Below are 26027 nucleotides of genomic sequence, written 5' to 3'. Positions count from 1 at the left end.
TATTCGATATTCAGCAATGCTTGGGAAATCAGGGTTTCTCAAGCGACCACAGGTCGCTTTCGATGCTTTCGAACCTTTCTTTAAGGAGCGTCTGCGTATCGAAAATCGCCCTGTTGTAATAGTGCGGAGCCACTTCGGTGGTGAACAGCTCAAGAATCTCGGCGACCTCGAACGAGCCCAGCTTGAGCTCGAAGCGGTCTTCCATGAAGCGCTTGATCTTGAGGGTAGCCTCACTTTCCTGCTCCGGCGTGAGGGTCAAGATCGGCGGCTTCGGCTTCCTGGCCATTTACCAGCGCCCATCCCAGGCGGCGAAGTTCTGCAGCAATTGCAGGCCATGGGTATGGCTCTTCTCCGGGTGGAACTGCACGGCAAAACGCGAACCTTCGGCCAACGCAGCGGCGAAGTCGACGCCGTAGTGCCCACCACCCACCACCTGGCGCGGTTTACCGGCGGCGATGTAGTAGCTGTGCACGAAGTAGAAGCGCGCCATGTCCGGGATGTCATGCCACAGCGGGTGATCCACTGTCTGGCTGACTTCGTTCCAGCCCATGTGCGGGACTTTCAGGTGGGCGCCGTCTTCGTGCAGGTCCTTGCCGAAGAACTTCACCTGGCCGGGGAACAGGCCGATGCAGTCGACGCCGTCGTTCTCTTCACTGCGATCGAGCAAGGCTTGCATGCCCACGCAGATGCCGAGGAACGGACGATCCTGGCTGACTTCGCGCACCAGGCTGTCAAAGCCCAGGCGACGGATCTCGGCCATGCAATCGCGGATCGCGCCCACACCGGGGAACACCACGCGGTCGGCTTCGCGAATCACGTTGGCATCGCTGGTGATCAGCACCTTGCCGGCCCCTACGTGTTCGAGGGCCTTGGCCACCGAGTGCAGGTTGCCCATGCCGTAATCGATAACCGCGACCGTCTGCATTACAGGACGCCCTTGGTCGAGGGCATCTGCCCGGCCATGCGCTCATCCAGCTCCACGGCCATGCGCAGCGCGCGGCCGAAAGCCTTGAACACGGTTTCGATCTGGTGGTGGGTGTTGGTGCCGCGCAGGTTGTCGATGTGCAGGCTGACCAGTGCGTGGTTGACGAAGCCCTGGAAGAATTCCTGGAACAGGTCGACATCGAAGCCGCCCACGGTGGCGCGGGTGTACGGCACGTGCATCTGCAGGCCTGGGCGGCCGGAGAAGTCGATGACCACACGCGACAGCGCTTCGTCCAGCGGGACATAGGCGTGACCGTAGCGACGGATGCCTTTTTTGTCGCCGATGGCCTTGGCAAACGCCTGGCCGAGGGTGATGCCTACGTCTTCCACCGTGTGGTGGTCGTCGATATGCAGGTCGCCCTTGCTGACGATATCCAGGTCGATCAGCCCGTGACGGGCGATCTGATCCAGCATGTGCTCAAGAAAAGGTACACCGATATCAAATCGGGCCTTTCCGGTGCCATCCAGGTTGATCGAGGCTTTGATCTGGGTTTCCAGAGTGTCGCGCTCGACGGACGCCTTACGTTCGGCCATCACCAGCTCCGCAAAATCATTGGGCGAAAAAGGCAACCATTATAGGGGCGCGGGCGCTAAACAGAAACATCGAAGGGGATAAGACTGACGAGTTGAGGCGGGGAATGTCGGGGATAGACATGTATACACAAGCGGGCGCTCCAGGATGGTGCACCCGCTTGTATTCAACTTAGTGGAACAGTACCGCCGTCTTCTGCAGGGTCACCCACACACCCCACGCCAACGGAATACCCACCACCAGCCAGGCCGCGATCGCCAACGGCACGGTGCCGGGTGCCGCTTTCCACTCCAGGGAAGTGCTGGCATCGGCACCCTTGTCATGGCCCAGCGCCTGCTCGGCGGCCAGTTCCGCGTCGGTCATGAAGTACTTGTCGGCCACCGGGCGGACCAGCATGTTGCAGATAAAGCCCAGCACCAGCAGGCCGGCGAGGATATACAAAGTGATGTCATAGGCCGCAGCGCGTTCAACGCCGATGCTCAGTTGATACTCACGCAGGTAGTTCACCAGCACCGGGCCCAGCACGCCCGCCGCTGCCCAGGCGGTCAGCAGGCGACCGTGGATCGCGCCGACCATCTGGGTACCGAACAGGTCCGCCAGGTAGGCCGGGACGGTCGCAAAGCCACCGCCGTACATCGACAGGATGATGCAGAACGCCGCCACGAACAGCGCCACGTTGCCCAGGTGCCCCAGGTTCGGGATCAGCGCATACAGGGCAAAGCCCAGGGCGAAGAACACGAAGTAGGTGTTTTTACGCCCCAGGTAGTCGGAGAACGACGCCCAGAAGAACCGGCCACCGATGTTGAACAGGCTCAACAGACCCGTGAAACCTGCAGCGATGGCCGCGATGGAGGCCAGTTGACCGGCGTCCAGTTGACCGAACGGCACATCAACACCCAGCAACTTGCCGCCAAACACTTCCTGAAGCAGCGGCGAAGCCATGCCGAGGATGCCGATACCCGCCGACACGTTCAGGCACAGCACCAGCCATACCAGGCGGAATTGCGGGGTTTTCCACGCCACATTCACATGCACGTGACGGTGAGTGATCATTGCGTTGCTGGCTTTTTTCGCCGGTGCGGTCCAGCCCTCAGGCTTCCAGCCAGTGGGTGGAACGCGGTAGGACAGCGCGCCGCCGATCATGAACACGAAGTAGATCGCAGCCATGACCAGGAAACTCTGCCATACGCCCACGCTGGTCGGCGAAGCAAAGTGCCCCATCAGCGCAGCAGCCAGCGGGGCGCCCACCATTGCGCCGCCGCCGAAGCCCATGATCGCCATGCCGGTGGCCATGCCGCGCTTGTCCGGGAACCACTTGATCAGGGTCGATACGGGCGAGATATAGCCCAGGCCCAGGCCGATACCGCCAATGACCCCGGAGCCGATCCACATCAGCCAGATCTGGTGGGTATAGATACCCAGCGCCGAGATCAGCAGGCCGCCGCACCAGCACAACGCCGACACAACACCGGCCTTGCGCGGCCCGGCATGTTCCAGCCAGCCACCCCAGATCGCTGCCGAGCAACCCAGGAAGATGAAGAACAGGGTGTAGATCCAGCCCAGCATGGAGATGGGCCAGTCGCATTGGGACGAGAAGACCTGGGCGATGAAGCTCATGTCCGGTGCACAGGCGACAGGCTTGGTGATACCCAGCGCCTTGGACAGCGGCAGCCAGAACACCGAAAAGCCGTAGGCCATGCCGATGCACAGGTGGATGGCCAGGGCGGCCGGTGGAACCAGCCAGCGGTTAAACCCGGGCTTGGCGATAATGCGCTCCTTCGACAGGAACGCAGGCTGGGCGGCTGTAGTGCCGGCCACAGTGCTAGTGCTCATTGATGAATCCCCCAGTTATTAGTATGCGTTCGTCAGGCGCTCTCTCCCTCGGCCTTGCACGCAAAGCGTGGCCGTTTTTGTAGAGTGAAGCTCCATTTTGGCGCGACGATAAGTCGCAGAAGGCGAACGAACGGCTGAAGATTAGCATTAGCGGATGACAGAAAAACCAAAATGACATCATCTTTTTGCGATTTTTCGGTTTTATTGGCGTCAAAAACCCGCTTCCCGACCTGTGGATACAATGTAACGATCGGTGAACTGACGCAGGCCGTCGGGCGTTATACTCTGCGGCTAAATTTTGAAATCGACATACAAGGACTCGCCCATGAAAGCGTTCGGCAAAATCCTGGGTCTGGTACTTCTCGGGCTGTTGCTGATCATTGTGGCTCTGGGCTTTGCCCTGACCCATCTCTTCGATCCCAACGACTATAAAGACGAGATTCGCCAGATTGCCCGCGACAAGGCCCACATCGAGCTGACGCTCAATGGCGATATCGGCTGGAGCCTGTTCCCCTGGCTCGGCCTTGAACTGCACGAAGCCAGCGTGGCGACCCTGACCACGCCGACCCAACCCTTCGCCGACCTGCAAATGCTTGGCCTGTCGGTGCGCGTACTGCCGCTGCTGCGTCGCGAAGTACAGATGAGCGATGTGCGGGTCGAAGGCCTGAACCTGCGCCTCAACCGCGACAAGCAGGGCCATGGCAACTGGGAAGACATCGGCAAGACCGCACCGGTGACAACTGCCGGAACCCCCGCGCCGGCGCAAGCGCCTGCCGAGCCCGAAGAGGAAAAACCGTCCAAGCCGATCCGCCTGGATATCGACAGCCTGACGGTCAACAACGCCCGCGTCGAATACAACGATGAACAGACCGGCAAGCAATTCAGCGCCGAAAGCATCCAGCTGAGCACCGGCGCCGTGCACGAAGGTGCAAGCATCCCGGTGAAACTCACCGCCTTCTTCGGCAGCAACCAGCCGGTGATGCGCGTCAAGACCGAGCTCAACGGCAACCTGCGTATCGAACGCGCGCTCAAGCGCTACCAGTTCGAAGACATGAAAGTCACCGGCGAAGCCACTGGCGAGCCGCTGCAAGGCAAGACCGTGACCTTCTCCACACAAGGCCAGCTACTGGTGGACCAGGCGGCCAATATCGCCGAATGGACCAACCTGAAGCTCTCGGCCAACCAGTTGCGCGCCCTGGGCGAGCTGAAGGTCAACGACCTGGACAAGACCCCGCAGCTCAGCGGCGCGCTGTCCATCGCCCAGTTTGACCTGGCCAAGTTCCTCGACAGCGTCGGCAACCCGCTGCCGCCCATGGCCGAGGGCAGCCTGAGCAAGGTCGAGCTGGTCAGCCGCCTCAAGGGCACGCCGACCAGCCTGGCGCTGGAAGACCTGAACCTGAAACTCGATGGCAGCACCTTTACCGGTCGTATCGCCGTCGACGACTTTGCCAAGCAGGCGCTGCGCGTGCAGCTCAAGGGCGATACCTTCAACGCCGACAACTACCTGCCGGCTAAGTCCGAATCCGCCAAGGGCGCGACCGCCGCCCGCCAGGCCGAAGTGCAGAACAGCGAAGCCGGCGCCATGGCGGCCGGGGGCACCACGCCACTGCCGGAAGCACCGACAAAAGGCGCCTGGAGCACCGACAAACTGCTGCCATTGGCCCACCTGCGCAAGCTGGATGTGAATGCCGACCTCGCCTTCGGCCAACTGACCCTGAGTAAATTGCCGATCCAGAATGCCGTGCTGAAAGCGTCCGGCGTCGACGGCCAACTCAAGCTCGACACTCTGAGCGGCGAGCTCTACAACGGCACCTTCCAGGCCAACGGCAACCTGGACGTGCGCCAGGACATTCCGCTGCTGGCCCTGCAAAGCCGGATCAGGCAGGTTCCGGTCGAACGCATCCTGCAGGCCCAGGGGCAAACGCCGCCGGTGAAAGGCCAGGTCACCCTCGACAGCAACCTCAGCGGCCGCGGCAATAGCCAGAAAGCCCTGATAGACAGCCTCAACGGTACCGCCAGCTTTGTGATCAACAACGGCGTGCTGCTCAACGCCAACCTCGAGCAACAACTGTGCACCGGTATCGCCCTGCTCAACCGCAAGACCTTGAGCGGCGAACAACGCGGCAAGGACACACCGTTCCAGGAGTTGAAGGGCAACCTGACCTTCCGTAACGGCGTCGCCAACAACCCCGACCTGAAAGTGCGCATCCCCGGGCTGGCGGTCAATGGCAACGGTGACGTCGACCTGCGCGTACTGGGCATGGATTACCGCGTCGGCATCATCGTCGAAGGCGACCAGCGCGAAGTACCGGACCCGGCCTGCGAAGTCAGCGCCAACTTCCAGGGCATCGAAGTGCCGCTGCGCTGCCGTGGCCCGCTGGAACTCGGTGCCAAGGCCTGCCGCCTGGACAAGGACGGCCTGAGCCAGGTCGCGATCAAGGCGGCCGGCAACAAGCTCAGCGAGAAGCTGGAAGAGAAGCTCGACAAGGTCAATCCGCAGCTCAAAGATGCTTTGAAAGGCCTGTTCAAACGATGAAAAACGAGCAGTTTTCAACGGCGGTGCTGGACTGGTACGACCGCCACGGCCGCCATGACTTGCCCTGGCAGCAGGGCATCACGCCTTACCGGGTGTGGGTTTCGGAGATCATGCTGCAGCAGACCCAGGTCAGCACGGTGCTCAATTACTTCGACCGCTTTATGGCCTCCCTGCCAACGGTCGAAGCCCTGGCCGCCGCGCCGGAGGACGAAGTGCTGCACCTGTGGACCGGCCTGGGTTATTACACTCGGGCGCGCAACCTGCAAAAGACCGCGAAAATCATCGTGGCCGAGTACGGCGGCGATTTTCCCAGGGATGTGGAAAAACTCACTGAGTTGCCCGGCATCGGCCTGTCCACCGCCGGCGCGATTGCCAGCCTGAGCATGGGCCTGCGCGCACCGATCCTCGACGGCAACGTCAAACGCGTGCTGGCGCGCTTCACCGCACAAGAGGGCTACCCCGGCGAACCCAAGGTGGCCAAGCAGCTGTGGGCGACCGCAGAGCGCTTCACACCCCATGATCGTGTCAACGCCTACACCCAGGCGATGATGGACATGGGCGCCACCCTCTGCACGCGCAGCAAACCCAGCTGCCTGCTGTGCCCGCTGGAAAAAAACTGCGAAGCCCATATGCTCGGCCTGGAGACGCGCTACCCGATCCCCAAGCCGCGCAAGACCATCCCGCAGAAGCGCACGCTGATGCCGATGCTGGCCAATGCCGAAGGCGCCATCCTGCTTTACCGCCGCCCTTCCACCGGCTTGTGGGGCGGCTTGTGGAGCCTGCCCGAACTGGACGACCTGCAAGACCTCGAACACCTGGCCAACCAGCACGCACTCGAGCTGGGCGAGCACCAGCCACTGCCGGGGCTGATCCACACCTTCAGCCACTTCCAGCTGGCCATCGAACCCTGGCTGGTGCAGGTCGAGGAATCCGCCCATCACGTGGCCGAGGCCGACTGGCTCTGGTATAACCTCGCCACCCCGCCGCGCCTGGGCCTTGCCGCCCCGGTAAAGAAACTGCTGAAACGCGCGGCCGATGTATTGAACGCAGGAGAGTCGTCATGACCCGCACCGTAATGTGCCGCAAGTACAACGAAGAATTGCCAGGCCTGGAACGCCCTCCGTACCCAGGTGCGAAGGGCCAGGACATTTTCGATCACATCTCCGCCCAGGCATGGGGCGACTGGCTGAAACACCAGACGCTGCTGATCAATGAAAAACGCCTGAACATGATGAACGCCGAAGACCGTAAATACCTGTCAGGCGAAATGGACAAGTTCTTTTCCGGCGAGGATTACGCCAAGGCTGACGGCTACGTGCCGCCTGCTCAATAATTGATCAAAAATCGGGGTCGGCACGTAAGCGACGGTAATAATTAAATATTTTTTGAAAACTTGCTTGACGACCCCCTGAAAAACCCGTTTAATGCGCCCCGTTGCCCAGATAGCTCAGTCGGTAGAGCAGGGGATTGAAAATCCCCGTGTCGGCGGTTCGATTCCGTCTCTGGGCACCACCTTTCGTTTTCAGGTGATGCCAAGCACACCTGAAAGCACCCAAGAAACCCGCCTAGTGCGGGTTTTTTGCTTTCTACGGTTCCCAACCGCTCCCTTGTAAGCCCAAACATATGTGAGTAGATTCGTGAGTAGATCCAGTTCGGTCTAGAAATCTACTCACACCAGGGCGGCAATACGCCCGCCTGGTGCGGCCTGCAAGGAGGCTGCGTGCCACTCTCAGATACCACCATCCGCACTGCCAAGCCGAAGGACAAGCTTTACAGGCTGACCGACGCCAATGGCCTGTGCCTAGAAGTGACCCCGACAGGCTCCAAGCTGTGGCGCTATCGGTACCGCTTCAACGGCAGCGCGAAGATGCTGGCGCTCGGCGCATACCCATCGATCACCCTGCTGAAAGCTCGTCAGCTTCGCGATGGGGCACGCCAGCTACTGATTGAGGGCACAGACCCCGGCGAGCAGAAAAAAACCGCCAAACAAGCACAGAAGGTCGACGGACTGACTTTCGAGACACTGGCTCGTGAGTGGTTCGCCTATAACGCCCCACGGTGGGCAGAAAGTACAACCTACAAGGCCAAGCTGTACCTGGAGAATGATTTGATTCCAGGTATTGGTTCTCGCCCTGTAAAAGCGATCACCCGGCCCGACCTGGTAGAGCTGGTGCGTAAGGTGGAGGCAAGAGGCACGCTCAATGCCGCTGGCAAGATCCGTCAATGGCTACACCAGATATTTCGGTACGGGCTGGCAAAGGGTGTCGTTGACGCCAACCCAGCCACGGATCTGAGTGTGGTAGCAGCGCCTCCGAAAGCTGCACGCCATCATCCGCACGTCACCTATGCTGAACTCCCAGAGCTGCTGGCAAAGAGCGAAGCCGCGAATATCCACTCGCTGACCCGGTACGCCATCCGCTTGCTGGCGCTCACGGCCGTTCGTCCAGGCGAACTTCGCCAAGCCCCCTGGACAGAGTTCGACCTGGCGCGCGCCACTTGGACAATTCCAGCAGAACGCATGAAAGCCCGCCGTCCTCATATCGTCCCCCTGCCCCGCCAGGCTGTTGCGATCTTGCGCCTGCTTCAAGAGGTCACCGGGCGATATGAGCTAGTTTTTGCTGGCGCCAACCCTCAGCGCCCCATGAGTGAAAACACCGTCAACAAAGCGCTTCGCCTCATGGGCTACGAAGGACGTCAGACCGGCCACGGATTCCGCCACTTGCTCAGCACCGAGCTAAATGGCCGTGGGTACAACAAAGATTGGATAGAGCGCCAGCTTGCCCATGGTGATTCCGACGAAATACGCGGCACCTACAACCATGCAGCCTATGTCGAGCAGCGTCGGGAAATGATGCAAGCGTGGGCAGACTCGATAGATGTGCTATGCGCAGGGGCCAATGTCGTGAGTATTAAGCTCAAAGCTTAGTGTTCCGGCGTAGGGGCGAGTTTGCTTGGGACTGGTTGGAGTTTGCTGTTAACATTCTGGCACTGTGATTTTATCCACTAGTGGCACGGGATGGCAGAGGCGCGGAATGCTTTCACCCAAGGAATATATATCGCTTGAAGCAGCCTGCGTTTCCATCAAAGCAGGGCGCCCAGCACTGCTGGAGGCGTTTGCGCACCTGATGCTAGGGGTTTTAGACACCGAATCTCAATTCAACCAGGTCACCATATGCGTAATCAAGAACGGCAAGCCAGACCCTGATATTGCCCTCACATATCAGGACATTGGCGAATACCTTATGGCGGCAACTGGCAAGCACGTTCCTGTGCTGCTTCATACAGAAAACGGGGCAGTCGAATCTAGCCGAGTTCTTGTGGAGAGGAGTTGGATATCTCGCCAGCTCGCAGCCGCATCGGAGTCAGCGGCCATAAATTCTGCCCTACAAGAGCCAGCAGCCAACCAAACACTCTCGGTCGTCCAAGCGGTCAATTCTGGGCGGGCTGCTAGTTGGGTTGACCAACCTGCGCCGATGAGCGCAGACGGCTATAAGAAACTTCGCAAATGGCTCAAGCATCAAAATGATCAGAGAAAGGCAAACGAGTCAGCCAGCAAACTCACCATTGAGTTGGAAATAGCATTAGCTCGGGCTGAAAAAGCTGAAACGATCGCCCTCGCCAGAAATGCCGAAGTAACTGTTTTGGAATCCAGAGATCGGCTAAGCATGATGGAGCTTTCAGCGAAAGAGCGAACCATCCAGTCCCAAAGATTAGAAATCCAAAAGCTGCAGGAAAAGTTAGAGATTTCGAGCGAACAAACCAAGGGGCCGCGCCGTCAACCGGCTAAAGAGCGTGCAATTGTGGCGGTGCATGAAATGGCAGCGCAGCTGTGGGCGTCTCCAGACTTCAAGGATTACCGTATTGGCGATATGGCAGACTTCATAAAGATTCACATGATTGCCAACGAGCCTGAGCATGCAGGTGCGATGCCGGAGCTTACATCGACTGTAGTGAGGTGGCTGAAGCAAATGACCGGAATTCCCGACGGAGCAAGCCTGCCTGGTCGCCCTCCAAAATCAAAAAAATAATCTAGTCATAAAACTTATAACCAGATTAAAAATACCCACCTAATTTTCTGTGGATAAAGCCCCTTCTAGCATTGGCATCGTCGATTACCAACAACGCCCCAGGAGGCGCAGACGATGGCAACTCAAGCCCAACCTATTCGCAAACCAGAACAGCCCACCCAAGCAAGTGAGCCGCCTCGACGCTTCATAAAGCTAAGCGAGGTCAAAGCCCTGACCACTCTCTCCACATCAGAGATCTATCGTCGTATTGCCGCTGGACGCTTCCCTAAGCAGGTAATGCTGGGGCCGAAGTCGGCCGTGTGGATTGAGGCCGAGGTTATTAATTGGTGCGAATCTCTTATCGCTCTGCGAGCGGAGGCGGCTTAGATGACCGCCCAAAAAAAAGGCCAACCCAATAAGGCCAGCCCAGAAAAAACGCACCTCTACGATACCAGTAACCACGCCCAACTAGTACGGCTTGTTCCGCGTCTTCGTAAGGGGCCTGCTGACACGTTCACCATCATGCGCGAGCTAAACATCTGCCGTCCTGGTGCCCGTATCTGCGACTTGCGCAATGCCGGCTACAAGATCATCACCAACCGAATCACGATGACGGACGAGTGGGGCCGCATCCACCGTGGTGTTGCCGTCTACACACTGATCGCTGAACCTGGCGCAAAGGTGGCGGCATGAGCACCCGTGTTGTCCCCCTCTCATACGAGGGCCAGGTCATCAACTTCAATGCTGACGGTTGGATCAACGCGACCGTTGCAGCCGCCCGCTTCGATAAGGTTCCCAACGAGTGGCTGCGTCTCGGCTCCACCGAGGAGTACATAGAGAAACTGGCGAGCAGGATGATTGAGAGTAATACGGGAAAATCCCGCATTACTCTTGTTACGACCCGTCGAGGCAATACTGCCAACAGCGGTACCTGGCTCCATCCGAAGCTGGCTGTGAAATTCGCCCGCTGGCTCTCTGTGGACTTTGAGATCTGGTGCGACGAGCAGATCGACGCTCTGGTACGTGGTGACCAGGCCAAATGGCAACAGGCCCGCCAGCAATCGGCCGTCGGCTATCGCGGTCTGTGTGAGGCTCTGGCAATCGCTCATGAGGAGAGTGGCAAGACTCCCCAGCGCCACCACTTCATCAACGAAGCCAAACTGATCAACCAGGCGATCACCGGGCAATTCGCCGGCCGCAATCGCGATGAGCTCAGCGCCCATGAGCTGGTGCTGGTCACCTTGATCGAGATCCGCGACGTGCTGCTGATCGGCCAGGGCAAGGACTTCGTAGCCCGCAAAGCATCCCTACTGCGCTATGTCCAAAGCCTAACGGCCAAGCACCTCCGGAGTGTTGCGGTATGACAGCTACGCTCATGATCAGCGATAAACGGTCGATAAGTTTTGTTGCAAGCAATCGCGCTCGTCGGTATGGTTTGCCCGTCGCTGCAAATTCAGCGACCGGGCTTGGTAACCCGCTGAACGTTAGGCGCAACAGCGCCCCCATTACGATTGCAGGCGCTTTTTTTGTGCCCGCAGTTACGTGTTATGGCGGCTGTGCGTGGGAGGCATTCGTGCCTGCCGGGTTCCTAACGTCCCGGTTTACCAACCTGCGCACAGCTGCCACCCATTCGCTTGGTAACGAACGTGGCAGCTCCCTCTTTACGTTAGGAGCTCCACGTATGCCCGCCCTAAATCCGTCTGCGATTCGCGCATTTGCTCAACGCCGCATGGCCCTGAGCGCCCTCCGCGCAAACTCATCACTTTCCGTTCGCCTCGCCCGTTACAACTCCCATATGGCCATCGCTCGTACGCTGGAGTCTGCTGAGGGTGCGCGATGAATACTCCCGTCCGCACGATCCAAGAGATCGCCCACGACACGCTTGAGGATCTCGAAAGCGCCCAGATCGCCCTGCGCAAAGTTGAGGCCGTTCTCTATGCCGCATTGGCAGACAGGGGTACGAGTCAGCACGTCCGCAATCTGGTAGATGTCGCGTGGAACCTAGCAGCTGACGGCGCCAACACCGCCGATTGCAACCGCGAGGCAATCTCCGCCGCTCTGTCCGGGTGCGCTGGCCTGGGCGCCGGTGGTGACCTATGAGCCGCTCCTACAAGGAAATAGCCGAGACCGGCGTGCAGGATCTGTATGAAGTGACCAGCGCGTTCGAAAGCGTGCGCGCAATCTTCACGCTGATGCTTGAGACCTTCCCCGAAGACAGCACGCCTCACGCCTTCGCGCAACTGGGCACTATCGAGATGACCCACTGGAACACCAAGGTTTACCAGTGGTGTGAGTGCATGGAAAACGAGCTGGATGATGCGAACGGCGAGGCGCAGAAGGCAGCGCCATTGCCGCACTACCTGTTGGACCAGCGCAGTAACGAGGTGGCCGAGGCGATTTCTGCCGAGCGTACACACGCTACCCGGTGGTGGACGCACTTGAACGAGATGCGGCGCCGCAAGGAACTGCCTGACTGGGTGGCGGCGGGCGTCGGCACGCACGATGAACACGATCTGATGCTGGAAAGCCGGAAGGCCGTCAATCAAGCCCTATTCGGATCGGACGACCTGGGCGGCGCTCAGGAATACCGCGAGGTCGCCCTATGAGCCAGCACATGCGTTCACATTCGATCCTTTTTATCAGCCTCACATTTTGTCCAAAGCCACCGCGTACTCACGCGAAGCGCCGACGCCCTGACCTAAGAGGTTAAGCATGAAAATTCAAAACGGCGCATCTGCGTCGACGGGATCGGCTTGCCTGAAAAAAGCCGCCGAACTGTTTTACGTCACGCATCCGAAGGTGCCCAAGGCATTGCTGGGACCGTTCTTGACCGAGGCCGACGCCGAGTGCGGGCGCGTTGTTATGCGCAGTGCTGGCGCTCAGGTGACGGCCTGTCTGGTTGACTCAATCGACGAAATCACCCGCTGGCACGGCGTGAACAACGGTCAAGTTTGCCGGGCCTTTGCTGGCGCTGGTGGCCGGGAGGTCAGCCATGGGTAACGTCACTCCGATCAAACGCAAAGGCGGCAGCGTGCCGCCAACCACTGGCGCCCACATCGACAGCGCCAGCTATGCGTTGCTGGTGGAAACCCTGATCGGCTTCCTGGAGCTACGAATCTCAGAGGGTGACCAAGGCCGCCACTGCAATGAGCTGGAGCGCCTGACTCAGAAACTGGAGAACTTGGCCAAGCGGTTTACCCCACCGAAGGGGGCAGCATGACTGACGCAACGATCCTATTCCGTGATGCGCTCCAGGCCGTCTATGGCCCTCTCGACTGGCTACCAGAGCCCGACGGTGCAATCCACAGGTTCCGTGTGCCGGAGGATAAGCCTGGCTCGCTCAACGGCTGGTATGTGCTGTACCTGGACGGCATTGCATCCGGCGCGTTCGGCAGTTGGAAAGCCGGTGGCGCCAGCACCTGGTGCAGTCGCGAACCGGTTGACGCCCGCGAAGCGGCCCAAATTCGCGAGCGGGTCGACCAGGCCCGGCGTCAGCGCGAAGCCGAGCAACACCGGCGCCAGCAGCAGGCCGCCGAGAAGGCTAACCACTGGTGGCGTAATGCGCGCCGCGCCTCACCCGAACACCCGTATTTGGTCGCCAAGGCGGTTCGCTCCTACGGCCTGCGCCAGCGTGGCGCGGACCTGCTGATCCCGCTGTACCTGGATGGGCGTTTGGTCAACCTGCAAAGGATCGGGCCGGACGGCGACAAGCGCTTCCTGTTCGGCGGCCGGATCAAGGGCACCTATTCGCCGCTGGGCATCATCGAGCCAGGTTCTGTGCTTTGCATCTGCGAAGGGTGGGCGACGGCCGCCAGCCTCCACCAGCACGGCGGCCATGTCGTTGCCGCTGCCATGAACGCGGGCAACTTGCTCCCGGCGGCGACGGCACTTCGCGCTCGCTATCCGGGCCAGCCAATCGTAATCGCCGGCGACGACGACCGGCTCACCGATGGCAACCCGGGACGCGCAGCGGCAAACGCAGCGGCGGCGGCCGTGGGTGGCAAAGTGGCTTTCCCTGAGTGGCCGGAAGGCGCCCCCGATGACCTCACCGACTTCAACGACCTCGCCAACTGGAAACTCGCCCATGTCCAAGCCTGACACCAACGTGATCAACCTTCGGCCGGACGCCGCGACCATTGCGCCAGATCGCCCCTGCTGGGCGGTGTATGAGCATTGGGTGATCAATGAGAAGGGCCGCAAGCTGCGCCCGGGCGTTTACTGGCATAGCTTCAAGCGCGCCGCCGCTGACCAGGACGACGCCGAGGGCGACACCGGCGACCGGCCTATCACTGATGAGTGGATCTCCAGCCCCGTCACCGTCGTCGCCCGCACCACCAACAGCGACGATGGCAGCGAAGGCCGTTTGCTGCGCCTGGTCACAGAGGGCGGTATCAAGGAATGGATCATCGCCATGGAAGTGTTCGGCGGCAGCGGCGAGGACGCCCGGCGCGCTTTGTTCGGGATGGGCGTCATTATAGCCCTCAAGAAACGCGGCACGTTCATGGAGTACCTGCTCGACCAGCATCCTGCAGAAGTGTTTGCCACCACCAGCCGGCCGGGCTGGCATGAATCGGGAGCGTTCGTGCTGCCTGGGCGAACCATCGGTAGCGCCAATGTGCGGTACCAGGCCAGCAACAAGGCTCAGGTACTTTTCAGCCGGCGCGGCGAGCTGGCGCTGTGGCAATCGGAGGTAGCCGCCAAGTGCGCGGGCAACCCGGTGCTGACACTCGCGATCGGCTGCTCGCTGGCTGGCCCACTGCTGAGTTTGGTCGGCGTGCTAGGTGGCGGTGTTCACCTGGTGGGCGATAGCTCGAGCGGTAAGTCGCTGGCGCAACTGATCGGATCGTCGGTATGGGGCGATCCGGGCGTGTTCGCCGCCAGTTGGGACATGACCAAGGGCGGCCTGGAGATCGAGGCGTCGAGCCGCAATGACACCATCCTGCCCTTGGATGAGATCAAGCGCGCCGACCCCAAGCGCGTACAGGAAATGGCCTACTCCCTCGCCAACGGCCAGGGCAAAGGCACCATGACCCGAGAGCGCGAAGGCCGCGCCAAATTGAGCTGGCGCCTGCTGACACTCTCCAGCGGCGAGCGCTCCCTCTCTGAGCACGCGGCTATATCCGGCAATGCCGCACACGCTGGCGCCGAGTTACGCATGGTCGACGTGAACGCCGGTACTCGGACACACCGAGCCTTTGACGAATTGCACGGGCTTGAGGGAGCGGACTTTCACCGACAGCTCACCGTGGCGGTCGGCGCCCACCACGGCCACCTCGGGCCAGCGTTTGTGGAGTGCCTAGTCGCCGACGACGATAAGCCCGGGCTGCTCAGTGACTTTGACGGCATCCGCGCCCAGTTCGTCGAGGACAACGCCCAGGCCGGCCGCGTGGCTGATCGGTTCGCCGTGATCGCACTGGCGGGCGAAATGGCCATCGCCTACGGCTTGCTCCCTTGGGCGCCCGGCACCGCCCTCTCCGACTGCCGTTTGCTCTACGGGGAATGGCTCTCTCGTGTCGGCGGGGGCAACGCAGAAGACCGCCAGATCCTGGCCGGCATCATCGATTTTATCGACAAGCACGGCAGCAGCCGATTCTCCGATGTCGACGCAGCGGAGGTGGACGCCAAGGTATTCAACCGCGCCGGGTACTGGGAGCTGGTGGCCGGCAAGCGGCTCTATCTGTTCAACAAGTCCGCGCTGATTGAGGCCGCCCATGGGTTCGGTCTCACCCGCGTGGTCAAGGCACTGGAGGTCGGCGGAGCCCTGGCCAAACGCGACACCGATCGCGATAGCCGCAAAACCAAAAAATATCGCATCCCCGCCGGCGGATCGGCGCGCCTGTACGTGATCGATCCAGAAGCCATGGACAGCGAAGGGGGCGGCGCATGAGCACCATATCCACCAAGTATGAGTGCCCGAGTTCACAGGAACCTATAAACGTGGGGAACAGGGGGAACGGGGGAACAGCCAGTAAAACCGTGGGCTGCGGCCGTTCCCCCTTATTGAATGTATGGGGAACAGGGGGAACACAAACATGTTTTTGAATATAAGCGTGTCTGCGTTTTCCAGAATTTGGTTATCACCGTTCCCCACAATAAAACGTGGGGAACAGAAACCCCCTCTGAAAGCCCCGGAAACATTGGCTGTTCCCACTGTTCCCCCGTTCCCCCGATTTTTTTCTAGAGACACATATGGGCAATGGAGCAATCAGGCCGAGGTGACGCCATGAGTCTCCTTTCCGGCTTGCTCGATCACATGCCGCCAGCCATTGCCAGTACCGACACGCCAAAAATGGATAGTCGGCCTCGCCCACGCCTGGTGCTGGCCAACCCTGTCGAGCGCACTCCCAGGCTCATCACAAGCCCACACGCAAGCGCCGCCACTGCCACGCCCGAATGGCGGCAAGCCCGTGACCAGTACCTCAACCACATCATGGTTTGTCGGAGCTGCTACGCACCCACCGGCCGCCATTGCACGGCTGGCGCCCACCTGCGCGCCAGCTACGACAACACACCTATGGAGGCGCACCAATGACGCCCAGCCTTATCACCCGCTTGTGCAACATCGGAATGAAACCCGGCATCAGCGCTGCCACGCAGCTCATCACCACCCGGCGAATCTGTCGCGCCATTGCTGACCAGCTCGACGTTATCCGCAGTGAACGGCGAGCTCTTCGCCGGCAGGCGGGCAAGTTGAAAGCATTCCTCCCCTTCACCCGACAGGCCATTGCTGAATTGGAGGAGCGAGCCCTGGAACACCAAGAAGCCACCCGCAGCGGAGCGTGGAGCGCACTCGCAGGGTTTGGCCAATCACTGATGTTCGACCGCGAGGGGCTGGCGCAGGCGCTGGGCTTCGACCAGATGTGTGACCTACTGGGCGCCAACCCAGTACATCGCCAGCAGGCCAGCGCAGACGGTGATACCAGCCTTCGCGGAGTGGCGTACATATCCCAGCTAGAGGACAGCGCCGACCGCAAGAGCGACGAATGGGGCGCCGGTGGCCCGCTGTATCAAGCCTGCCACGCGGCCATGATCCGGTTCATCAGGGAATGCCCAGAAGACCAGTTGCCCGACCCATTCGCCCCTGGTGCGCCATACGGCCCAAAGCTGCCGCCCGCCCTGAGCATCGTCGGCAAATGACCATTTTCCGCGCCACGTTTTGCGAATCACGAAAACGTGGCGCGACACCGAGTAACACCACCGGGCACCCGCCCATGACCAGCGCCAGCGGCGCACAGAGGAAACCATGACAGACCAAGACAACAACACAGCGGGCCAGGCGCCCACGCACCGGGAGCGTTTCGCCGAAGCGTGCAAGGTGACTGACTTCGTGATCAATCCGAAAGCGGTGGCGGGGTATTACGTCTGGGGCGTTGACCACATCGTCAAGGGTGGCCGTAAGGAGATCGATGGCCCGTATTACACCGAGGACGAGGCTTGTATAGCAGCAGATCTGATGAAGCCAATAGAGCCGTTCGCTCGAGCGTCTGTGTCAACCCATTGCTGGGCGTGGAATCCAGACCCGCGCCGCGAAAAGGCTATCCGTGACGACGCCATGGCATCCCGAATGATGCTCGCCATGCAGATCGGCGCCGAAGTACCAACCCACACCACCAGCGACAAGTAGGAGAAACAAATCATGGCCGCACTTTCGATTGAATACACCCCGATGAGAAACATCAGGCTCTGCGCGCAGTTGCGACAATTCGGAAAGTCTTACCCGCTCGCCGTCCGCACGCCGGCGGAAGCCATAAAAGCCTTATGCGTGCAGATCCCCGGGCTCGAGAGATTTATCTCCAACGCCAAGTCGAGAGGTCTGGAGTTTGCAGTGTTCGTGGGCAAGAAGAATGTCGGAGAGACGGAGCTGGGTTTCCAGGGCGCAGGCGACATCATAATTGCGCCCGTGATCACCGGCAGTAAGCGCGCAGGCTCTCTTCAAACCATTGTTGGCGGGATATTGATTGCAGCAGCATACGTGCTGTCTTTCACCCCATTCGCTGCCGCGTCACCTTTTCTGTATTCGGCAGGCGCTGCAATGTCCATCGGCGGGATAATTCAGATGCTCAGCCCTCAGGCCGGCGGCCTGAAGACCAGCGCTGCGCCCGAGAACACACCCGGCTACGCCTTCGGTAGCGCCAAGAACACCACCGCATCAGGCAACCCTGTTCCGCTTTGCTACGGCAAGCGACGGGTAGGAGGCGCGATCATCAGCGCCGCTATCTACGCCGAAGACCAGATGTAGGAGCCACGGGGCGGTGCTAAAGTGGCCGCCTCATGGAAAGGAGCTCTCATGCTGAAAATTACCGCTGTTGCCGCCCTGGTTGCCCTGATGGCCGGCTGTGCTACTTCTCCGGTACCCACGAAAACCGCTGTTGCGGTACCTCATGAAAGGGTTCTCGCATATCAGACGAGCTCCCCAGGTACCGGCACACTGTCGGTAACCCGAGACTCTGGCCATACGGGAAGTCTTTGCTCGGTGGGCCTTTTCGTAGATGGAAAAGTGGCCGCATTACTCAAGCCCGGAGAAAGGGTTGCCCTCCACGTCCCTGCTGGCTCGGTTGTTGTCGGCGCGGCATACCAAGGAAGCGGCATCTGCGGGATGGGTGCTGACAGGCAAGAGCGAGAGGCAATCGTCACGGACGGAAAGGTGAAAAACTACCGCATATCAACGAGCGGTGACGGTGTTTTAGACATTCTCCCCACCACGCTGTAACGGAAAGATAGGGCCGCCTCCGAGCGGCTTTGTCACGCTTTGAGACAGACGATATGGTCTCACTCAGACCAAATCGTCTATCTCGTGGCAAGAATGCTTAAGTCACATCATTTGCGAAGGAAAGCGCGCTAGCGCGCTCCAGCGTACTTTGAGAACTTCAATGTCCAGCACAACTCGTGTGGAGTAAACCTAGCACCTTAGAAAAAACGATTTCTTCCCCCTACAACCTTTAGTCATGGTCATTGTGAGCAGCCCGTATGGACAACGAAAACCAACGTTATATAGAGTACTTTCAACGTCAGTTAGCGCCCGAAGGTTCAGACGCGTTCTGGAAAGGACGAAAAGTATGGTTTGAAGAAAATCGGGTCGAGCTTTCTGAACAGTTGCATTCGCTTAGTAAATCAGACGGCGATCGGTTGCAAACTCTCGCAACGTCCATACTGAAACACGAGGATCAAGGTGAATATGACAGCTTTTTTGCGAAGGAAATTTTCGAACCGCTAGTAGAGATTGCTCTCGATATATGTAAGAAAAATAAGATTGAACTGAAAAACCCTGTAAAATTTGTCAATTCCCCCGGTTTAGATCCTTCCCCAGTAGCACTAGCGTCATCAGCGGAGCACCTTCTCTTCGCAGGCCAAGGCACGTTCTCCTTTTGCAACTATTGGTCAAAGGTATTTTCTTCGGCGATCGCTGAGGTAGCTGAACTGCCGGAGGAAGAACGAAACTCGCCCGAAGCTATAGTTCAAAAGCTTCTTCAGGGGAACGTAATCATGGATGCAGCTAGGCTTTCATTACGATATGCCCATTCTGGCTCACTGGTAGGTTTCGGTCGAATGGCACAAGATGATGATCTGACAGCCTTTCGCACCTTGCTGGTGAACGCCATGGAGATATTCGCTATTGGCCATGAGATCGGTCATTTCCTAGCTCACGAGGATTACCCTGAGACATCCGGAATTAGGCCTGGCCAAGACGCTAAGAGTCATGAACTTGAGTGTGATGCTATTGGTCTTGCTATATCGACTGAATATGGGGTCAGGAACAAAAACCCATTCGCGTTTCAACTTATCGGCCCGTTATTGCTTTTCTACGCGCTACATACATGCGAGCGGGTAAAGTCGATCCTTGTCGATGAGGAGCCTATTCTCAGTGACTCCCATCCAACCCATGAAGAGCGGTTTAGTCATACTCTTAATTTCCTGAGTAAGGTTGGCGCATCGAAAGATGTAATGGAAGGCGTTCACTTCACGCTAGAGGTAGCGTTGTGTGTTGGAAGTCAAGTGCAAGTTATTGCACAAAAGCTTAAGACGCATACAAATGGCGAGTGATGTTTAACTCCTATCAAGGAGAGAACTTATCAATTGCTATTGATTTCTTGGGTGTCAACGTCGCGCTGGGCCTGCCTACGAACCGATGTTAGATTTTGTCAGATTTCAGTGATCGCCCGATGACAGGCTTTGACAGGTTCTCGACCTGAAAAAAGGTTAAGTTTTGTTAAGTCGCTGGCGCTGACCAGCTCAATCAACAGGTACAAAATCTGGGCAAACCCTGACTACACTGCGACACGTTCGTTAAGCATATCGAGGTGTCTATGTATATTTTCGAGTTCGTGGTCCCTGGCACCTGGTTGGACTATGAGGACCGGGACTGGTCTTGGAAGGTTGGTGGACTGCTGGACAACCTACAATCCCAGTTTTTCGAAGCCAATTTAGCGCTGAACCTATTTTCGAGCTCACAACAGGCCCGGACCTTACCCGGATTGAATCGAGAGAAATGGGAACGAGACGCACAGCTTCGTAGCGAAATCCAACAGGTTGTTGAGCTGGAAAAGGGAGGCATGAACCTCCATGAAAACTGGGAAGAAATCCGATTTGAAACTGACGTGCGCTTTAAACGGGAGCAGTGGGCGAGAGGGGCGACTCCCAGAGAGTACGAGCACAACGTGTCATTTCTTTATGCGCGCGCCTTTTTATACGCACTTGATGGTTTCGACAAATTTCTGGGAGTTCTGGCAATAACTGAAAACGCTCCAGCCGAACTAGGTGACACCCACAAGAAAATGGCAATCTCGTTTCCAAGCCTACGAGGTGTCCGGAACTCAGCACAGCACCTAGAAGACCGCGCGCGTGCCCTTGGGGTCGGTGGCAAACCTCTGGTTTTGAAGCCAGTAGATAATGAAATGATCAAGGCACCCGGCGGTGCCTTGATCCTGAACAGCCTGAATGGATCAAAATACGGCTCAACAATGGCTGATGGTCATTACGGAGAGGTCGATGTCTCGCCGGAGTCTATGGCGGCCCTTCAGGGGCTACTTTCTGACGTGTTAAATGCGTTCAAATGGAAGGGTTCCAAGCAGCATAAACCGAGCGTGTAGAACACTGCTCCAATGAATATCCACTTTGGTATCCACCGATTGGCATTGATACGACGCGGATACCTAGGGCAGTGACCAGACGCGGCGGCCCTCTTTTCCCGCAGTCTTTCGCGCACGTCCGTCGCGCACCAGGTCAATGCGCGAAGCCCTCCCACGGCAAGGTTTCACGCACCCTTCACGCAACGTATTCACGCACTGGGCCGCGTGATATGCCTAGGCCGGCATGTAGGCTCCACAGCTCCAGCGACGGCTCGCCATCGGAATCCGCAGTAACTGCGCAAATTGCGCACAGCAAGTACGCGGATCGGTACGCACGGTGGGTACGCATTCTGGTGCGTACTGGCAGCAGGTTCGCACTGAGGTTCGCACCCCCTAACGCGAACCTGGTGCGAACCAGGCCGCCACCCTGTTATCAAAAGTTATGGTTGCCAGGCGCTGGTTTCCACTGTGGTTTCCAGGGTTTTGCAGTGGTTCCCACTGGCAACCGGCAGAATCGCCTACCCAAACGACCGTACTTAGGAACTGCCGCATATGGCGCGCGCTGAGTTAAATCGTTGGCGGCTCATCTCCAGACCTGAGCGTTCAGATATGATCATGGCTAGACTTTTTCTGAGCAGAACCGATATGCCAAGGACGAAGGTAACAGAGGATATGTATCAGGCGGCGTGTCGCCTGGGGGCCGATGTTTGGAATCTCAAAACCACAGATGCTAAGGCTCGGAGGGCGCTACAAAATGACTTCGGTTTCAAAACAAAGACCGCAAATGCCTACCTTCGCGCATATGATGGTCTGCGCAGCGGCAGAACCCTCAAGCTGACACCTCAAGTAGAGGCGCTCCGGTACATGATTTTGCATTTGACTACTAACGTAGGCGCTTCAGCCCTGCTCCCCGCGTTGCAGTCGTTGAGTGGACACATTGAGTATCTCGACTCTTTTGAATCTACCAAGCTGGCCGAAAACTCATCGCTACGTCTTCTATACGAGGAGCTACTGCCAGGGTTATCACCTATGGTTAAGCTCTCCGATGAAGACGATCTATTTTCGCAGCAGGTAGCTCAGTCAATTGCAGACACTGCTGCTAAACGAGCCAATCGTCTTGAGCAAGCCAACCCTGTTCCTAAAGCAAGGCATCTCATAGTAAAAACATTCCGCCGTAATCCTGATGTCGTAGCTGAGGTTCAGCTTCGGGCGAACGGAACCTGTGAGGGGTGTCGCTCACCCGCCCCATTTGAGCGGCCGGATGGGAGCCTCTACTTGGAGGTTCACCACGTCAAACGCTTAGCTGACGGAGGACACGATACCGTAGCTAACGCCATAGCCTTGTGCCCGAACTGTCACCGGGAACGGCACCACGGCCGCCAGCCAGATCCGGCACTATAGTTCTCTCCACTTTGACCACACTTTGACGGAATGCGAGGTAGCCATCAGACCAAACCCACGCCGGGTGGGCGTCTGAGGCTTATTGCGTGGCCAGCCCGTCAAACAAGCACACGGTGGCGACTGATACCCCTGACAGACCCCAGACGAATACGGCACTTTCGACCCACCTACTTTTACCTGGCCTTTACCGAATCGCCGGCGAATGTGAGACAGGCATGAGACGGATTCGGCGGGCGTGGCCGCCTGAGAACGCCCATCGGCCAACGCGGGCGGGGTTAACGTGTTAGACGCGGGGAAATCCCGTATCACATCGCCAGGGCATTTTGCCGCCGGCAGACGCACACCACGTAAAGGTGATTCCAGGCGTTCACGGCGCCGGTGCTACGCTTCCTCGAAACACGGAGAGCCACCATGACGGACACCAAACTGATCGCCAGCCTGTTCGACCGCCTCAATCAAAACCAGCTCGCCCTGGCCGCCGCGGTGGAGGAGCTTTCCAACTGGGTCGAGCAACGCGGATCGGCAGACATTGCCAACAACGTCCGCGGCGCGCTCGAAACGCTCGACGATAACCTGGTGTTCATTCGCCAGGGCATTGCTGAGCTGACCGTCGCCGGCAGTCTGGGGCAGTCGTGACGCAGGCTAGGATTCTGGACAGGCTCTGGACGGCTGGAGAGGCCGCAGTTCATCCAACTCGGTCCGCGGGCCAAAGCCAGCAAAGGCTGGCGGCGGATCGGGCATGCGGCCGGGTAGCTACCTCGTCCAGAAACAGGGGTAAACCGCGGCAGTCACTTGCGGGACAAGTAGCACACGATCGAACCCGGCAAACGCGGCCATAAACCTTGACCAGCCTTGACGAAATTCTTGACAGGTCTTGACGGATTTATCCGGCGCCGTCAGCGGTTGGCGCGCTGAAAGCCACGCAGCTCAAGGCTTTGCGAGCATTCGGGCTGCCTGACCAGCACCAGCCCCGTCTAAAATTTGGGAGGCGGCCGTCAAGGTGGATGCTCGATCAATATCCTGGCGCGATGGGGTGGTGAAATACCGGGCCAGAAAAATGCTTAGCGCGCCAGGCAATACTAGACAGGCACTAGACGGATTCCCGACGACAGAACAAGGGGCAGTTGCCCGCAGCCCAAGCAATGCTCCGCTTCCAGCATCAAAGGTGGCGTGCTGGCGCTAGATGCTCGTCTAGTATTTTCCGGGGCTTCCAGCGACCTGACAGCAGGTCGGAGCAGGCGCGATTTAATTATGATTTTGGCTCAATTTTTGTACCTTACACTGCACCACCCTGCTACAGGGTAGTGGTTACCACCAACTGGTATCATCGGCAGATCATCTGCACGCCCTGATTCGTTCTGGCGCCAGCATCAGCCGGGATCTCGGTAGATTCGCGGCACCTCCCATACCTGAATGGTAGCCGTGGTTGTTTGCCCGGGAATCAAGGCCTTGCCCTTCTCGAAGCTCGCAGTTTGAATGCAGCCCAATGCTGCCATAGGCACAAACATCGTGCTCACACCCAAAGCAAGGACCTCAGAGCGACGCATTGAGGATGCTAATTCTGAGCTCGTTCAAGCATGCGCTGAGGGTTACAAGTCAATCGAAGTAGAAAAGGAAAGCATAGGCTTGAGCGACCATGGTCACGAAGCATGAGACAGAAAGCGTATCCCGTCAGTGCATAGTGGTTATATGGGCTATTCTGACCGAGGAACGTGAATCAATCCCGCACTCAATGGTGCAAAAGCATTCGAAAAATAATTAACGGTTTCGTCGCGATCCCCGATACTTATTAAGCTATACAGTCTATTATTCTGCACGTGCAACCAGACTGGTCGCTAGCATAGAGATTTGTGAGGCGCAAGCCTTTTCACTCATCCGGATGAGATAAAATGCGAAATCAAGAAAAGTCAGAATCGATTGGGGCGATAAAGGTGGCTCCTGAAGCCGCCTCTAAAGGAGCAGTCATTTACACAGACGCGTTCGCCCTGAAAAAGAAAAAAACTGACCATGAGATCGCGACTCAGCAAATTCTGGAGCGGGCAAAAAAAACCCACTGGTAAGCAGGAAATCATGAGTACAGGGAACGTAAAAGCATTGCCTCTAGCTGGGGTGGCACCTATTGCCGCCCCCGAGCAGGATAGAAATATTCAAGCGCGCATCAAGTCGCGACTCACCAAAGAAATAGTCATAGGCGTTTGCGGTGCCGTTGGGTGTAACTTAGCAGATGTCGTTGACGAACTAAAAAATCAGTTTGGCCTGTGCAACTATGAAGTTATACATATCAAACTAAGCACCATTATTAAAAAGTACTATTCGACACACCCCTTGCCTACAGAGCACTTCGGCAAAGACCTAAACAATTTAGGCGTCGATGAGAGATATCGAGTTCTGCAAGACCTGGGAAACGCGCTCAGAAAAGCATTAGGTGACGAAGGTCTAGCAACACTGGCAATTCACGACCTGTCGCTGTCTCGCCAACTTCAGATAAATGAAAGTGGTGACGACGACCCACCTAGAACTGTTTATATTGTCGACCAATTAAAAAACCCTGCAGAGGTCGACCTTTTCCGTTTAGTTTATAAAAATGTCTTTTATCTTGTCGGCGTTATGAGCCCTCAACAGCTACGACTAGAACAGCTTCGTCAAGAAGGAATGAATCCCGTTGCAGCTCAAGAATTGGTAGAGCGCGATCGCAACGAAAATATACGTCATGGCCAACTTTTAGAGAAAACGGTACAAAAGTCAGACTTTTTTATTCGAAATGCTCTGACAACTGTGAGAAGCCTAGCTAAACCATGTAGCCGATTTGTGGGGCTTGTGCACGGGCAGAACGGATTAACCCCCACCAGTGATGAATCTGGAATGTATGCTGCCCACTCCGCATCACTGAAGTCCGCTTGTCTGAGCCGTCAGGTTGGCGCGTCTATCGCCGACGAATCGGGTAACATCATGTCAGTAGGATGGAATGATGTGCCCCAGGCTGGCGGCGGATTGTATACGGCCGACAATCCAAACGATCAGCGCTGCGTGACCCACGGAAGAAAATGCTATAACGACTTCCATAAACTTAGACTAGTAAATAGCATAGTCCATATTTTAAGAGACAGCGGGAAAGTTAGTTCAGAACTAGCAACCGAGCTTTCCGAGAAAATATTAAAAGACACACCTGCGGGCGCTCTTATTGAGTACTCACGCGCTATACACGCCGAGATGGAAGCGATATTAAATATTGCACGCAAGTCCTCCGGAACAACTCTCAATGGCATTATGTACACCACTACATACCCCTGCCATAACTGCGCCAGACATATCATCGCCTCTGGGATAAAAAGGGTTGTCTACATTGAACCCTATGAAAAAAGCCTCGCAATGGATCTTCATTCTGACGCAATATCGATTGATCTCGCGGCTGAGCATAAAATCATATTTGAGACGTTTGAAGGGGTTTCCCCTAAACGCTATGCTGCGTTTTTTGCCTTCAATGTGAAACGCAAGGATGAGCGCGGCCATGCTGTATCTGTCATGAATAAAGAAGCCAGCCCTGTCTCGCAGGAGATACTAGACTCCTATTTGGATGTGGAGGCTAAAGTTTTCGATCTGGCAATAGCGCATTATGGACCGCCACCGGGTTAAATATTCAGCTCTATCAACTGGCACGTTTTAAATTC

At 57.7% G+C, this 26027-nt stretch carries 29 protein-coding genes and 1 tRNA gene; 26 read left to right on the top strand and 4 right to left on the bottom strand.

Annotated elements, in window-relative coordinates:
- Positions 1–28: 28 nt before the first annotated feature.
- From J3D60_RS23110 to J3D60_RS23095, 4 genes are all read right to left on the bottom strand, one after another.
- Complete coding sequence (locus J3D60_RS23110) at positions 29–286, bottom strand: DUF2164 domain-containing protein (protein WP_065940742.1); 258 nt, start codon at positions 284–286, stop codon at positions 29–31.
- On the bottom strand, positions 287–925 hold the full coding sequence (gene hisH / locus J3D60_RS23105; protein WP_065946680.1) for an imidazole glycerol phosphate synthase subunit HisH: 639 nt from the start codon (positions 923–925) through the stop codon (positions 287–289).
- On the bottom strand, positions 925–1518 hold the full coding sequence (hisB, locus tag J3D60_RS23100; protein ID WP_017849940.1) for an imidazoleglycerol-phosphate dehydratase HisB: 594 nt from the start codon (positions 1516–1518) through the stop codon (positions 925–927). The genes hisH and hisB overlap by 1 nt, the downstream gene beginning before the upstream one ends.
- Positions 1519–1687: 169 nt before the next feature.
- Positions 1688–3349, bottom strand: a complete 1662-nt coding sequence (locus J3D60_RS23095; protein WP_065940740.1) for an OFA family MFS transporter — start codon at positions 3347–3349, stop codon at positions 1688–1690.
- Between the two features lie 325 nt (positions 3350–3674).
- On the opposite strand from J3D60_RS23095, the gene J3D60_RS23090 reads away from it, so the two are divergent.
- The 26 genes from J3D60_RS23090 (at position 3675) to J3D60_RS22965 (ending at position 25992) form a co-directional block, all read left to right on the top strand.
- A complete protein-coding gene (locus J3D60_RS23090; protein ID WP_253492953.1) occupies positions 3675–5885 on the top strand; it encodes an AsmA family protein in 2211 nt (736 codons plus the stop codon).
- Positions 5882–6949, top strand: a complete 1068-nt coding sequence (mutY, locus tag J3D60_RS23085) for an A/G-specific adenine glycosylase (RefSeq protein ID WP_253492952.1) — start codon at positions 5882–5884, stop codon at positions 6947–6949. Before J3D60_RS23090 ends, mutY begins: the two co-directional genes overlap by 4 nt.
- Positions 6946–7218: an oxidative damage protection protein gene (locus J3D60_RS23080; protein ID WP_027605083.1), complete on the top strand. Its 273-nt coding sequence runs from the start codon at positions 6946–6948 to the stop codon at positions 7216–7218. The genes mutY and J3D60_RS23080 overlap by 4 nt, the downstream gene beginning before the upstream one ends.
- A 103-nt stretch (positions 7219–7321) precedes the next feature.
- A tRNA-Phe gene (locus tag J3D60_RS23075) sits at positions 7322–7397 on the top strand.
- A 208-nt stretch (positions 7398–7605) separates the two neighbouring features.
- Positions 7606–8811 (top strand): integrase arm-type DNA-binding domain-containing protein, encoded by a 1206-nt coding sequence (locus tag J3D60_RS23070; protein WP_253492951.1) that lies wholly within the window; start codon positions 7606–7608, stop codon positions 8809–8811.
- A 106-nt stretch (positions 8812–8917) separates the two neighbouring features.
- The gene (locus J3D60_RS23065; protein ID WP_253492950.1) at positions 8918–9913 is read left to right on the top strand and encodes a hypothetical protein; all 996 of its coding nucleotides are present in this window, start codon (positions 8918–8920) and stop codon (positions 9911–9913) included.
- Between the two features lie 114 nt (positions 9914–10027).
- Positions 10028–10279 (top strand): AlpA family transcriptional regulator, encoded by a 252-nt coding sequence (locus tag J3D60_RS23060; RefSeq protein ID WP_253492949.1) that lies wholly within the window; start codon positions 10028–10030, stop codon positions 10277–10279.
- Positions 10280–10585, top strand: coding sequence for a helix-turn-helix domain-containing protein (locus J3D60_RS23055; RefSeq protein ID WP_253492947.1), 306 nt, complete (start codon positions 10280–10282; stop codon positions 10583–10585).
- Positions 10582–11256 carry a KilA-N domain-containing protein gene (locus tag J3D60_RS23050; RefSeq protein ID WP_253492946.1) on the top strand — a complete coding sequence of 225 codons (675 nt, stop codon included), beginning with the start codon at positions 10582–10584 and terminating at the stop codon, positions 11254–11256. Before J3D60_RS23055 ends, J3D60_RS23050 begins: the two co-directional genes overlap by 4 nt.
- 472 nt (positions 11257–11728) lie before the next feature.
- Positions 11729–11992, top strand: coding sequence for a hypothetical protein (locus J3D60_RS23045; RefSeq protein ID WP_253492945.1), 264 nt, complete (start codon positions 11729–11731; stop codon positions 11990–11992).
- A complete protein-coding gene (locus tag J3D60_RS23040) occupies positions 11989–12498 on the top strand; it encodes a hypothetical protein (protein WP_179678238.1) in 510 nt (169 codons plus the stop codon). The genes J3D60_RS23045 and J3D60_RS23040 overlap by 4 nt, the downstream gene beginning before the upstream one ends.
- Positions 12499–12604: 106 nt before the next feature.
- On the top strand, positions 12605–12892 hold the full coding sequence (locus J3D60_RS23035) for a hypothetical protein (protein WP_253492943.1): 288 nt from the start codon (positions 12605–12607) through the stop codon (positions 12890–12892).
- Complete coding sequence (locus tag J3D60_RS23030; protein WP_253492941.1) at positions 12885–13112, top strand: hypothetical protein; 228 nt, start codon at positions 12885–12887, stop codon at positions 13110–13112. The genes J3D60_RS23035 and J3D60_RS23030 overlap by 8 nt, the downstream gene beginning before the upstream one ends.
- Entirely contained in the window at positions 13109–13990 is an 882-nt protein-coding gene (locus tag J3D60_RS23025) for a toprim domain-containing protein (protein ID WP_253492940.1), read from the top strand. The genes J3D60_RS23030 and J3D60_RS23025 overlap by 4 nt, the downstream gene beginning before the upstream one ends.
- Positions 13977–15779, top strand: coding sequence for a DUF927 domain-containing protein (locus J3D60_RS23020; protein ID WP_253492939.1), 1803 nt, complete (start codon positions 13977–13979; stop codon positions 15777–15779). Before J3D60_RS23025 ends, J3D60_RS23020 begins: the two co-directional genes overlap by 14 nt.
- Positions 15780–16115: 336 nt before the next feature.
- Positions 16116–16424 carry a hypothetical protein gene (locus J3D60_RS23015; RefSeq protein ID WP_253492938.1) on the top strand — a complete coding sequence of 103 codons (309 nt, stop codon included), beginning with the start codon at positions 16116–16118 and terminating at the stop codon, positions 16422–16424.
- A complete protein-coding gene (locus J3D60_RS23010) occupies positions 16421–17029 on the top strand; it encodes a hypothetical protein (protein ID WP_253492936.1) in 609 nt (202 codons plus the stop codon). Before J3D60_RS23015 ends, J3D60_RS23010 begins: the two co-directional genes overlap by 4 nt.
- A gap of 106 nt (positions 17030–17135) precedes the next feature.
- Positions 17136–17516, top strand: coding sequence for a hypothetical protein (locus J3D60_RS23005; RefSeq protein ID WP_253492935.1), 381 nt, complete (start codon positions 17136–17138; stop codon positions 17514–17516).
- A 12-nt stretch (positions 17517–17528) separates the two neighbouring features.
- The gene (locus J3D60_RS23000) at positions 17529–18131 is read left to right on the top strand and encodes a tail assembly protein (RefSeq protein ID WP_219266395.1); all 603 of its coding nucleotides are present in this window, start codon (positions 17529–17531) and stop codon (positions 18129–18131) included.
- Between the two features lie 48 nt (positions 18132–18179).
- Complete coding sequence (locus tag J3D60_RS22995; protein ID WP_219266394.1) at positions 18180–18602, top strand: hypothetical protein; 423 nt, start codon at positions 18180–18182, stop codon at positions 18600–18602.
- A gap of 257 nt (positions 18603–18859) precedes the next feature.
- Positions 18860–19933 carry a hypothetical protein gene (locus J3D60_RS22990; protein ID WP_253492934.1) on the top strand — a complete coding sequence of 358 codons (1074 nt, stop codon included), beginning with the start codon at positions 18860–18862 and terminating at the stop codon, positions 19931–19933.
- Positions 19934–20196: 263 nt separating this feature from the next.
- Positions 20197–20979, top strand: a complete 783-nt coding sequence (locus tag J3D60_RS22985) for a hypothetical protein (protein WP_253492933.1) — start codon at positions 20197–20199, stop codon at positions 20977–20979.
- A gap of 531 nt (positions 20980–21510) precedes the next feature.
- Complete coding sequence (locus tag J3D60_RS31380) at positions 21511–22359, top strand: HNH endonuclease (RefSeq protein WP_367399671.1); 849 nt, start codon at positions 21511–21513, stop codon at positions 22357–22359.
- A gap of 411 nt (positions 22360–22770) precedes the next feature.
- Positions 22771–22995, top strand: coding sequence for a hypothetical protein (locus tag J3D60_RS22975; protein WP_253492931.1), 225 nt, complete (start codon positions 22771–22773; stop codon positions 22993–22995).
- Between the two features lie 1253 nt (positions 22996–24248).
- A complete protein-coding gene (locus J3D60_RS22970; RefSeq protein WP_253492929.1) occupies positions 24249–24419 on the top strand; it encodes a hypothetical protein in 171 nt (56 codons plus the stop codon).
- Positions 24420–24429: 10 nt separating this feature from the next.
- Positions 24430–25992, top strand: coding sequence for an anti-phage dCTP deaminase (locus J3D60_RS22965; protein ID WP_253492928.1), 1563 nt, complete (start codon positions 24430–24432; stop codon positions 25990–25992).
- Positions 25993–26027 lie beyond the last annotated feature (35 nt).

This window comes from Pseudomonas sp. S3E17 (assembly GCF_024168685.1).
Classification (GTDB): Bacteria; Pseudomonadota; Gammaproteobacteria; order Pseudomonadales; family Pseudomonadaceae; genus Aquipseudomonas; species Aquipseudomonas marginalis.
This window is presented reverse-complemented; position numbering and strand designations above follow the sequence as displayed.

Excerpts from the sequence above, each read along its gene's own strand:
- J3D60_RS23110 (WP_065940742.1), bottom strand. The coding sequence starts at position 286 with ATGGCCAGGAAGCCGAAGCCGCCGATCTTGACCCTCACGCCGGAGCAG.
- hisH (WP_065946680.1), bottom strand. The coding sequence starts at position 925 with ATGCAGACGGTCGCGGTTATCGATTACGGCATGGGCAACCTGCACTCG.
- hisB (WP_017849940.1), bottom strand. The coding sequence starts at position 1,518 with ATGGCCGAACGTAAGGCGTCCGTCGAGCGCGACACTCTGGAAACCCAG.
- J3D60_RS23095 (WP_065940740.1), bottom strand. The coding sequence starts at position 3,349 with ATGAGCACTAGCACTGTGGCCGGCACTACAGCCGCCCAGCCTGCGTTC.
- J3D60_RS23090 (WP_253492953.1), top strand. The coding sequence starts at position 3,675 with ATGAAAGCGTTCGGCAAAATCCTGGGTCTGGTACTTCTCGGGCTGTTG.
- mutY (WP_253492952.1), top strand. The coding sequence starts at position 5,882 with ATGAAAAACGAGCAGTTTTCAACGGCGGTGCTGGACTGGTACGACCGC.
- J3D60_RS23080 (WP_027605083.1), top strand. The coding sequence starts at position 6,946 with ATGACCCGCACCGTAATGTGCCGCAAGTACAACGAAGAATTGCCAGGC.
- J3D60_RS23065 (WP_253492950.1), top strand. The coding sequence starts at position 8,918 with ATGCTTTCACCCAAGGAATATATATCGCTTGAAGCAGCCTGCGTTTCC.
- J3D60_RS23060 (WP_253492949.1), top strand. The coding sequence starts at position 10,028 with ATGGCAACTCAAGCCCAACCTATTCGCAAACCAGAACAGCCCACCCAA.
- J3D60_RS23055 (WP_253492947.1), top strand. The coding sequence starts at position 10,280 with ATGACCGCCCAAAAAAAAGGCCAACCCAATAAGGCCAGCCCAGAAAAA.
- J3D60_RS23050 (WP_253492946.1), top strand. The coding sequence starts at position 10,582 with ATGAGCACCCGTGTTGTCCCCCTCTCATACGAGGGCCAGGTCATCAAC.
- J3D60_RS23045 (WP_253492945.1), top strand. The coding sequence starts at position 11,729 with ATGAATACTCCCGTCCGCACGATCCAAGAGATCGCCCACGACACGCTT.
- J3D60_RS23040 (WP_179678238.1), top strand. The coding sequence starts at position 11,989 with ATGAGCCGCTCCTACAAGGAAATAGCCGAGACCGGCGTGCAGGATCTG.
- J3D60_RS23035 (WP_253492943.1), top strand. The coding sequence starts at position 12,605 with ATGAAAATTCAAAACGGCGCATCTGCGTCGACGGGATCGGCTTGCCTG.
- J3D60_RS23030 (WP_253492941.1), top strand. The coding sequence starts at position 12,885 with ATGGGTAACGTCACTCCGATCAAACGCAAAGGCGGCAGCGTGCCGCCA.
- J3D60_RS23025 (WP_253492940.1), top strand. The coding sequence starts at position 13,109 with ATGACTGACGCAACGATCCTATTCCGTGATGCGCTCCAGGCCGTCTAT.
- J3D60_RS23020 (WP_253492939.1), top strand. The coding sequence starts at position 13,977 with ATGTCCAAGCCTGACACCAACGTGATCAACCTTCGGCCGGACGCCGCG.
- J3D60_RS23015 (WP_253492938.1), top strand. The coding sequence starts at position 16,116 with ATGAGTCTCCTTTCCGGCTTGCTCGATCACATGCCGCCAGCCATTGCC.
- J3D60_RS23010 (WP_253492936.1), top strand. The coding sequence starts at position 16,421 with ATGACGCCCAGCCTTATCACCCGCTTGTGCAACATCGGAATGAAACCC.
- J3D60_RS23005 (WP_253492935.1), top strand. The coding sequence starts at position 17,136 with ATGACAGACCAAGACAACAACACAGCGGGCCAGGCGCCCACGCACCGG.
- J3D60_RS23000 (WP_219266395.1), top strand. The coding sequence starts at position 17,529 with ATGGCCGCACTTTCGATTGAATACACCCCGATGAGAAACATCAGGCTC.
- J3D60_RS22995 (WP_219266394.1), top strand. The coding sequence starts at position 18,180 with ATGCTGAAAATTACCGCTGTTGCCGCCCTGGTTGCCCTGATGGCCGGC.
- J3D60_RS22990 (WP_253492934.1), top strand. The coding sequence starts at position 18,860 with ATGGACAACGAAAACCAACGTTATATAGAGTACTTTCAACGTCAGTTA.
- J3D60_RS22985 (WP_253492933.1), top strand. The coding sequence starts at position 20,197 with ATGTATATTTTCGAGTTCGTGGTCCCTGGCACCTGGTTGGACTATGAG.
- J3D60_RS31380 (WP_367399671.1), top strand. The coding sequence starts at position 21,511 with ATGGCGCGCGCTGAGTTAAATCGTTGGCGGCTCATCTCCAGACCTGAG.
- J3D60_RS22975 (WP_253492931.1), top strand. The coding sequence starts at position 22,771 with ATGACGGACACCAAACTGATCGCCAGCCTGTTCGACCGCCTCAATCAA.
- J3D60_RS22970 (WP_253492929.1), top strand. The coding sequence starts at position 24,249 with ATGCGAAATCAAGAAAAGTCAGAATCGATTGGGGCGATAAAGGTGGCT.
- J3D60_RS22965 (WP_253492928.1), top strand. The coding sequence starts at position 24,430 with ATGAGTACAGGGAACGTAAAAGCATTGCCTCTAGCTGGGGTGGCACCT.